The organism is Mycobacteriales bacterium (assembly GCA_035550055.1).
Lineage (GTDB): Bacteria > Actinomycetota > Actinomycetes > JAFAQI01 > JAFAQI01 > DASZTV01.
Window position 1 is genome coordinate 39,481 of the sequence record DASZRO010000121.1, and the last position, 9,230, is coordinate 48,710.

Sequence of the window (9,230 nt, forward strand, 5' to 3'; positions counted from 1 at the left end):
GATGTCGAAGGTGGACAGATGTCGGGTTGTGCGCCGGGGGTCCCGCGACGCGACCAGCAAGTTTAGTCCGCGCCTACCCGCACGTCGAACGCCGCGACGAGCGCTCGAACCAGCCCGATGACGGTCATCAAACCGGTACGCCGGCATCTCGACCCGGCGACCAGCCTGCGGGCATCCCGGAGCTGGTGGGACGCCTCCGCCGCCGACTACCAGGTCGAGCACGGCGACTTCCTCGGTGACGCCGACTTCCTGTGGTGTCCGGAAGGTCTGCGCGAGTCCTCGGCCGGCCTGCTCGGCGACGTCCGCGGCCGACGAGTGCTCGAAGTCGGAGCCGGCGCCGCGCAGTGCAGCCGCTGGCTCAACGCGGCCGGCGCCTGGGCCGTGGGAGTCGACCTGTCCGCCTCCCAGCTCGCCCACTCACGGCTGATCGACGCGGCGTTGGGGGTACGGACCCCGGTCGTCGTCGGCGACGCCCAACGGCTGCCGTTCGGCGACGCGGTGTTCGACGCGGCGTGCTCGGCGTACGGTGCCGTTCCGTTCGTCGCTGACTCCGCTGCCGTGATGAGCGAGGTCGCCCGGGTGCTGAAGCCGGGCGGACGCTGGGTGTTCTCCCTGACGCACCCGATCCGGTGGTCCTTCCTCGACGACCCCGGCCTGGGTGGGCTGATCGCGAAAACGTCGTACTTCGACCGCCGGCCCTACGTCGAGGTCGACGAGGACGGCGTCCCGACGTACGTCGAGCACCACCGCACGATGGGCGACCGCATCCGGGAGATCGTCGCGGCCGGCCTGGTGCTCGACGAGCTGGTCGAGCCGGAGTGGCCCAAGGAGCACGAGCGCACCTGGGGCCAGTGGAGCAAGCTGCGCGGCCAGCTGATCCCCGGCACCGCGATCTTCCTGACCCACAAACCCTGACCAGCAACGCTCCATTGCTGGGCGATCCGCCGAAGCAACGGTCCGTTGCTGGGCATTCCGCCGGGACAACGGTCCGTTGCTGGGCAATCCGCCGGGGTAACGGTCCGTAGCTGGGCGATAGCCACAGCAACGGAGCGTTGCTGGGAACGGGTTGGGGGTTAGTGGGCGGCGGCGTCCCAGTTCTGGCCGTAGCCGACCGAGACGTCGAGCGGGACGTCACCGAGGACGTACGCCGAACACATCTGTCGGCGGACCAGCTCCTCGATCTGCTCGCGCTCGCCTGCGGCGACCTCGAGGACGAGCTCGTCATGCACCTGCAGCAGGAGCCGCGAGGACAGCGACGCCTCCCGCAGCGCCCGCTCGACACCGAGCATCGCGACCTTGATGATGTCCGCCGCTGAACCCTGGATCGGAGCGTTGAGCGCCATGCGCTCGGCCATCTGCCGGCGCTGCATGTTGTCGCTCGTCAGATCGGGCAGGTAGCGGCGCCGGCCGAGGATCGTCTCGGTGTAGCCGTCCTTGCGGGCGACGTCGACCACGCCCTTGAGGTAGTCCCGCACCCCGCCGAACCGCGCGAAGTAGGCGTCCATCTGGGCCTGCGCCTCACTCGTCGAGATCCCCAGCTGCTGGGCGAGGCCGAACGACGACAACCCGTACGCCAAACCGTAGGACATCGCCTTGATCCGCCGCCGCTGCTCGGGCTCGACCGCGTCGACCGGGATGCCGAAGGCCTGCGCCGCCACGAAGGTGTGCAGGTCCTCACCCGACGTGAACGCCTCGATGAGCCCGGCGTCGTGAGACAGGTGGGCCATGATCCGCATCTCGATCTGGGAGTAGTCCGCGGTCATCAGCGACTCGAAGCCCGCCCCCACGATGAACGCCTTGCGGATCTCCCGGCCCTCGACGGTGCGGACCGGAATGTTCTGCAGGTTCGGATCCGTGCTCGACAGCCGGCCCGTCGCCGCGACCATCTGGTTGAAGGTGGTGTGGATGCGCCCGGCGTCGTCGACCATCGGGATCAGCGAGTCGACGACGGTCTTGAGCCGCGCCACATCGCGATGCCGGAGCAGATGCTCGAGGAACGGGTGCTGCGACTTCGCGTACAGCTCCTGCAACGCGTCCGCGTCGGTCGTGTAGCCGGTCTTGATCTTCTTCGTCTTCGGCAGGCCGAGCTCGTTGAACAGCACCTCTTGCAGCTGCTTCGGCGACCCGAGGTTCACCTCGTGCCCGATGACCGCGTACGCCGCGTCGGCGACACGCTTCACCTCGCCCGCAAAGCGGGCCTCGAGCTCCGCCAGCCAGTCGACGTCAGCGGCGATGCCGACCCGTTCCATGTCGGCGAGCAACGCGGTCAACGGCAGCTCGACCTCCGCCAGCAGCCGGGCGCCGCCTCGCCGCTCCAGGTCGGCGTCGAGGGCGCCGGCGAGGTCAACGATCGCCCGGGCGCGCACCATCTCCGCCTGAGCCGCGTCCGCCTCTGCTGAGCCGTCGAGGGAGAGCTGGCCGTCCTGGACCTCGGCGCGCAGCTCACGGCGCAGGTATCGCAACGCCAGGTCAGCGAGATCGAACGTCCGCTGGCCCGGCAACGCGAGGTACGCCGCCAAGGCGGTGTCACTTCGTACGCCGGCGACCGTCCAACCACGGGCACCCAGAGCGAGCAACGGGCCTTTGACGTCGTGGAACACCTTCGTGACCGTGGCGTCCGCGAGCCAGCCGGCGAACGCCTGCTCGTCGGCGGCGGTCAGCTGTTCCGGGTCGATGGCCGCGGTCGCGCCGTCCGGCGCAGCGACGGCGACCCCGGTGACGTGGCCGGTGCCGCGTCCCCACTTGCCGGCGACGGCGACCCCGTGGTCACCCGTTCCACGGGCGTGTACGTCGAGCCACGCGGCGACCTGATCCGGCCCGAGGGTCTCGCCTTCGACCTGGAAGCCCTCGTCGGCCTCCGGCTCGACCGCGGACAAGGTCGCATACAGCCGCTCGCGCAGCACCCGGAACTGCAACGTGTCGAACAGCTGATGGACGGCCTCCCGGTCCCACTGTCCGACCTGGAGGCCGGCAGGAGTCACCTCCAACGGCACGTCACGGCGCAGCTCGGTGAGCTGACGGTTGCGGATCACGTCGGCGAGGTGATCCCGCAGCGCCTGTCCGGCCTTCCCCGGCACCTCGTCGACCCGCGCCACGAGCTCGTCGAGCGAGCCGAAGTCGCGCACCCACTTCGAGGCGGTCTTCTCACCGACGCCCGGGATCGACGGCAGGTTGTCGCTCGGATCACCGCGCAACGCGGCGAAGTCCGGATACTGCGCGGGCGTCAGGTCGTACTTCGCCCGCACCTCTTCCGGCGTGAAGCGGGTCATGTCGCTGATTCCCTTGCGGGTCATCAGCACGGTGATGCGGTCGTTGACCAGCTGGAGTACGTCGCGATCGCCCGTGACGATGAGCACGTCCATCCCGGCGTCCGCGCCCTGCACCGCAAGCGTTGCGATGAGGTCGTCGGCTTCGTACCCGTCGAGGGACAGCGCCGGCACGGTGAGCGCCGCCAGCACGTCCTTGATGAGATCCACCTGACCCCGGAACTCACTCGGCGTCTCCTTGCGGGTCGCCTTGTACTCCGCGTAGGCCTCGGTTCGGAATGTCTTGCGCCCGACGTCGAATGCGACGGCGACATGCGTAGGTGCCTCGTCGCGCAAGACATTGATGAGCATCGAGGTGAAGCCGTAGACCGCGTTCGTCGACTGCCCGGTGGTGGTGGAGAAGTTCTCGACTGGCAACGCGAAGAAGGCGCGGTACGCCAGCGAGTGCCCGTCGAGCAGCAGCAGTCGCTGACCGCCTCCCGGACTGGTACCTACGTCGCCCGCGGCCATGCTCGGCATCGTAATGTCGCCCTGTGACTGACAACCCGCCTGAGGCGACGCTGCCCGATCTGCCCGAGCGCATGGGGATCGAGTTCCTCGAGTTCGGCGCAGACCGCATGGTGGCGCGCATGCCGGTCGAGGGCAACCGCCAGCCCTACGGTCTGCTTCACGGCGGGGCGTCGTGCGTGCTGGCCGAGACCCTCGGCTCGGTCGGTGCCGCGATCCACGCCGGGGAAGGCCGCATTGCGGTCGGCATCGAGATCAACGCCACCCATCATCGATCGGCCACCGAGGGTTACGTCACCGGCGTGGCGACCCCACTGCACCTGGGCCGAACGCTCGCCACCTACGAGATCGTCATCACCGACGAGCAGGACCGGCGGGTCTGCACCGCGCGGCTCACCGCGCTGCTGCGCGACGCGACCTAGCCGCTCCTAGCGCGCTTCCGCGCTGCCCCCTCTAGCGCGCTTCCGCGCTGCCCCTCTAGCGCGCTTCCGCGCTGCCCCCTCTAGCGCGCTTCCGCGCTGCCTCTAGCGCGCTTCCGCACTGCCTCTCTAGCGCGCTTCCGCGCGACGCGCCGCGGTGGTGTCGGCGCTGCCGCGGCTGCCCCTCGGGTACGGCACGCTGCGGACGAGCCGGGCCCGCCGCCGCGTTGCCTCGACACCGACCGCCGTCCCTGCGTCAGCCCCCAACCTCCGGCGCAGCAGGCTGACCGGAGCGACGCGGCGCGTCGCGGCGGGCGCGAAGCCGAGGCGGGCGAAGAAGCGGTTCGCCTCCCGCAGCGACGGATAGATGCTGACCGACACCTGGTCGAGCCGCTTCTCCGTCGCGAAGTCCACGGCAGCCTTCAGCAACGCGTGACCGACCCCCTTGTGCTGTGCCGACCGCGACACGACGAGATGCGCGACATTGAGCACCTTCGCGTCAGCGAACGGATCCGGGCGGGTCGTCTGCAGCACCGCCATTCCTGCCGGGACGTCGGCGAAGGTGGCGAGCAGGATCCGGTACGACGGGCTCGACAGCACCGCAGTGAGCCGCTCGCGGACGTCGATCGCCGACACCGGGTTGTTCGCCCGCTCGCTTCGACCGCCGATCTGACGCAGCTCGTCCCAGAGGTCGACAAGGACCGGAATGTCCTCGATGGTCGCCATGCGAGTGGCCACCTGTGTCCGCGACATCACGGGCCTCCCTCGCGCCGATCCGAACCCTGCGACCTTCGGGAAGCACCGCTGGGTAGAAGCACGGTAGCGCCCCGACGAACCTCCGGCGAGGGCCAATCGGCGGTAGCGGGCAAACAGCGGGTGACCGGCGTTGACCCACCAAGTGGCGGGTCACTAAATTCGGCGCACAGCCCGGCACCGAGTAGACAACGACCACGCACGGGGAAGGCGTGGCCGGACCCAAAGGTGCCGGGCTTCCTTTTGTTTTCAGCGGATTTGCCCGCTACGCGACACTTTCGCCCAGGTACGCCGAGCGCACTCGGTCGTCTGCGAGCAGTGACTCGGCCCGGTCGGCGAGCGCGATCGCTCCGGTTTCCAGGACGTAGCCACGACCGGCGAGGCGCAGCGCCTGCGCCGCGTTCTGCTCGACGAGCAGGATCGTCGTACCTTGCGAGTTGATCTCCCGGAGGATCTCGAAGATCTTCGCCACGATCATCGGTGCCAGACCCATCGACGGCTCGTCCAGCAACAGCAGCCTCGGCCGCCCCATCAGTGCCCGGCCGATCGCCAGCATCTGCTGCTCGCCGCCGGACAGGGTGCCCCCGGTCTGGGTACGCCGCTCCTGTAGCACCGGGAACAGCGAGAACACGCGATCCATGTCCTCGGTGAGGTCGCCGCGGCGCTGGTAGGCGCCGATCTGCAGGTTCTCGACAACCGTCATGCGCGGGAAGACCCGGCGACCCTCCGGCACGTGACCGATCCCGGCGGCGACGATCTCGTGCGCGGGACGGCCACTGATCCGCTGCCCGTCGAACGTCACCGATCCGGCGGTGGGTGGGAGCAGCCCGGAGATGGTGCGCAACGTGGTCGTCTTGCCGGCACCGTTTGCGCCGAGCAGGGTGACGATCTCGCCCTCCGCCACCTCGAGATCGATGCCGTGCAGCGCCTCGATCCGGCCGTAGGCGACCCGCAGGCCCTCAACCTGAAGCAGCATCGCCGTCTCCCTTGTCCGCCGTGCCGAGGTAGGCCTCGATGACCGCCGGATCACGCTGGACCTGCTCCGGCGTACCGCTCGCGATGACTCTGCCGAAACTGAGGACGACCACCCATGTCGCCACCGACATGACGAGCTTCATGTCGTGCTCGATCAGCAGCACGGAGACGCCGAGCTCGGAGTTGATCCGGCGGATCAGGCTCGCCAGCTCGAGCTTCTCCGCCGGGTTCGTGCCCGCCGCGGGCTCGTCGAGCAGAAGCACCTGCGGCGCGGTCGCAAGCGCACGCGCGATCTCGAGGCGGCGCTGCTCGCCGTAGGACAGCGAGGAGGCGATCGCATCGTGCCGGCCGCTCAACCCGACGAAGTCGAGCAGCTCGAGGGCGCGGTCGGTGTTGGCCCGCTCCTCGCGGCGCGTACGCGGCAGGCCGAGCATCACGCTGATCGGGCCGGCACTGCCGCGCGAGTCGCCGCCGACCTTCACGTTCTCGACGGCGGTCAGCGCGTTGAACAGCCGGATGTTCTGAAACGTCCGACCGACGCCGAGCCGGGTGACGACGTGCGGCTTGCGGCCGGACAACGTCGCCGTCGACCCGCCGGCCTGATGCAAGGTGATCCGGCCCTCCTGGGGGACGTACACCCCGGTGAGGCAGTTGAACAGCGAGGTCTTCCCGGCGCCGTTGGGGCCGATGACCGCCATGACCTCGCCGCGCGGTGCGGCGAGCGTGACATCCGCCAGGCTGGTGACCCCGCCGAACCGCAGCGTGATCCCCTCGACGGTGATCACCGGATCGGTCATGGGCGCAGCGACCGGCGCGGGGGCGGTCACTGCTGCATCTCCTTCGGCAGGCCGAGCGCATCGGCTTCGCCGACACCGCCTTCGGCTTGCTTGATCTCCAATGCCCTGCGCCGGGACGGGATCATCCCCTGCGGCCGGAAGATCATCATGAGGATGATCAACATGCCGAAGTAGACGAACCGGTCAGCGGGCGGCACGGTGCTTCGCAGCTTCTCGGGCAGCCATTCGAGGAACGCCGCTCCGGCCAGGACTCCCCACATCGAGCCCATGCCGCCGAAGATCACGAACACCAGCACCAGGATGCTGGTCTGGACGATGAAGTCCTGGTCGGTGATGACGCTGACGTTGGAGGCGTACAGCACGCCGGCGAACCCGGACGTGGACGCCCCGATCGCAAATGCCAGCAGCTTGTAGCGCACCGTCGGGATGCCGGACGCCGCCGCTGCGACCTCATCCTCCCGGATCGCGGTCCAGGCCCGGCCGACCCGGGAGTTCTCCAACCGCCGGAACAGGAAGAAGACGAGCACGATGATGACGAGCAGCACCCAGTAGTACGGGAGCTGTTCGACGCCCCAGGTGTAGTGGATGCCGGCCGCGTGGATCGACAAGTGCGGGATGTTGAAGGCGCCGCTGTCGCCACCGGTGACGCTCGTCTTGTTGCGTACGAAGCTGTACGCGACCTCACCGAACCCGAGGGTGACGATCGCCAGGTAGTCACCACGCAGCCGCAACGTCGGCGCGCCGAGGATCACGCCCGCGATCAAGGCCGCCACCACCGCGATCGGCAGGATCCAGAACGGGTTGAGCGTGAAGGGCGGGTGCACCGGCAGCCGGCCGGTGAAGTACGCCGTTGCGTAGCTGCCGACGGCGAAGAACGCGATGTAGCCGAGGTCGAGCAGACCGGCGAATCCGACGACGACGTTGAGTCCGAGCGCGAGCAACGCGAAGATGCCCATCTCCTGGACCAGGACCGTCTGCCAGAACCCGTTCAGGAACGGCGGCACCGCCACCGCGACCGCGAGCACCGCTACGGGGACGGCGAACCGGCCCGCGGGATTGCCGCGCAGCGCCGCGGTCTTGCGCTCGACGAGCTCCCAACGGCGCAGGACCGCCGCGGAGAGCTGATCGCGACGTGGGCGGACGAGTTCGACGACGGCCCACACCACGAGGGCGGTCACGAGGAACGGGATCACGCGGGGGCGCAGGATCGAGTGCCGGAAGCCGTAGGAGTACGCGCTGCTGCTCCCGCCCGGCCCGCTGACCAGCGCGAGCACCAGCGCGACCGAGATCCAGCCGCCGAGCCGGCCACGAGCCCCCTGCGCCAGGTGGATCCTCACGCGGTCACCACCGGTGGCTGCTGCGTTCGCCTGCCCGGTCATGCGGCACGCCCGAGGCTCTCGCCGAACAGACCGGTCGGCTTGATCATCAGCACGAGCACGAGCACGAGGAAGGCGATCGTGTCCGACCATTCGGTCTGGATGCAGGCCACCCCGAGTGACTCGATGACGCCGAGCAGCAGTCCACCAACGACGGCGCCGCGGATGTTGCCGATACCGCCGAGCACCGCCGCCGTGAACGCCTTCAGGCCAGGGAAGAAGCCCATGTTGAACTGCACGCTGTAGGCCATGCCGTAGAGAAAGCCGCCCGCGCCGCCGAGCAACCCGCCGAGAACGAACGTCGCGACGATGATCCTCTCGACGTTGACACCCATCAGGCTCGCGGTCTCCGCGTCCTGCGCGACGGCGCGGATTCCCTGCCCGAGCCTCGTCCTGGCGATGACTTGGTCGACGATCAGGTAGAAGACGGCGGCGACGCCGACGATGATCAGGTAGGTGTTCAGCACGGGGGCGCCGAAGACGTGGAACACCGCGTGCTGGTCGTAGAGCTGCGGCACCGAGATCGGGTTGTTGCCGAACTCCTTGCCGGCGAGGTTGAGCGCGAAGAACGACGCGCCGATCGCGCTGATCAGGAAGGCCAGCGGAGGTGCGCCACGCCGTCGAAGCGGCCGGTAGGCGACCCGTTCGAGGACGAACGCCGCGAGCCCTCCGACGACAGCTCCCGCAGCGACGCCAAGCGCGATCAGCCACACCGAGGTCCAGCCGTGCGGCGTACTGCTTCCCACGACTTCCTGGACCGCGAACAGCCCGCCGAAGGAGCCGCTCATGAAGACCTCGCTGTGCGCGAAGTTGATGAGCTGCAGGACGCCGTAGACCAGCGTGTAGCCGAGTGCTACGAGCGCATAGACCGACCCGTTCTCAATGCCGCTGATCAACAGCGGCCAGAAGTTATGCGAGAAGCACATCGGTCGCAGGCGCTCCCGGGTCGAACGGACGGCGCAACGCAGAGCGCCGCGGGACGGACGTTACAACGGTCCGGCCCGCGGCGCTCCTATTGCCTGGCTTCGTACTCGGTCAGACCAGGTCGCTGATCTCGCCGAGATAAGCGATGTTGCCGTTCTTGACCTGGTACAGGTAGACCGCCGTGGACTTCAGCTCGTGGTTCGCGCCGAAGGA

Annotated in this window: 8 protein-coding genes; 2 read left to right on the top strand and 6 right to left on the bottom strand. The window is 68.8% G+C overall.

What is annotated here, in order from left to right:
* The first annotated feature begins 117 nt into the window (after positions 1 to 117).
* A complete protein-coding gene (locus VG899_17625; GenBank protein HWA68186.1) occupies positions 118 to 915 on the top strand; it encodes a class I SAM-dependent methyltransferase in 798 nt (265 codons plus the stop codon).
* Positions 916 to 1,073: 158 nt separating this feature from the next.
* Here VG899_17625 and polA read toward each other — a convergent pair whose 3' ends face one another.
* Positions 1,074 to 3,776, bottom strand: coding sequence for a DNA polymerase I (polA, locus tag VG899_17630; protein HWA68187.1), 2,703 nt, complete (start codon positions 3,774 to 3,776; stop codon positions 1,074 to 1,076).
* Positions 3,777 to 3,799: 23 nt separating this feature from the next.
* Between polA and VG899_17635 the strand changes: the two genes are divergently transcribed.
* A complete protein-coding gene (locus VG899_17635) occupies positions 3,800 to 4,195 on the top strand; it encodes a hotdog fold thioesterase (protein ID HWA68188.1) in 396 nt (131 codons plus the stop codon).
* Positions 4,196 to 4,321: 126 nt separating this feature from the next.
* On the opposite strand, the gene VG899_17640 is transcribed toward VG899_17635, so the two are convergent.
* From VG899_17640 to VG899_17660, 5 genes are all read right to left on the bottom strand, one after another.
* The gene (locus VG899_17640; GenBank protein ID HWA68189.1) at positions 4,322 to 4,945 is read right to left on the bottom strand and encodes a GNAT family N-acetyltransferase; all 624 of its coding nucleotides are present in this window, start codon (positions 4,943 to 4,945) and stop codon (positions 4,322 to 4,324) included.
* Between the two features lie 265 nt (positions 4,946 to 5,210).
* Complete coding sequence (locus VG899_17645; protein ID HWA68190.1) at positions 5,211 to 5,921, bottom strand: ABC transporter ATP-binding protein; 711 nt, start codon at positions 5,919 to 5,921, stop codon at positions 5,211 to 5,213.
* Positions 5,905 to 6,747, bottom strand: coding sequence for an ABC transporter ATP-binding protein (locus tag VG899_17650; protein HWA68191.1), 843 nt, complete (start codon positions 6,745 to 6,747; stop codon positions 5,905 to 5,907). The genes VG899_17645 and VG899_17650 overlap by 17 nt, the downstream gene beginning before the upstream one ends.
* Positions 6,744 to 8,054: a branched-chain amino acid ABC transporter permease gene (locus VG899_17655; GenBank protein HWA68192.1), complete on the bottom strand. Its 1,311-nt coding sequence runs from the start codon at positions 8,052 to 8,054 to the stop codon at positions 6,744 to 6,746. The genes VG899_17650 and VG899_17655 overlap by 4 nt, the downstream gene beginning before the upstream one ends.
* Positions 8,055 to 8,092: 38 nt before the next feature.
* Complete coding sequence (locus tag VG899_17660) at positions 8,093 to 9,019, bottom strand: branched-chain amino acid ABC transporter permease (protein ID HWA68193.1); 927 nt, start codon at positions 9,017 to 9,019, stop codon at positions 8,093 to 8,095.
* Positions 9,020 to 9,230 lie beyond the last annotated feature (211 nt).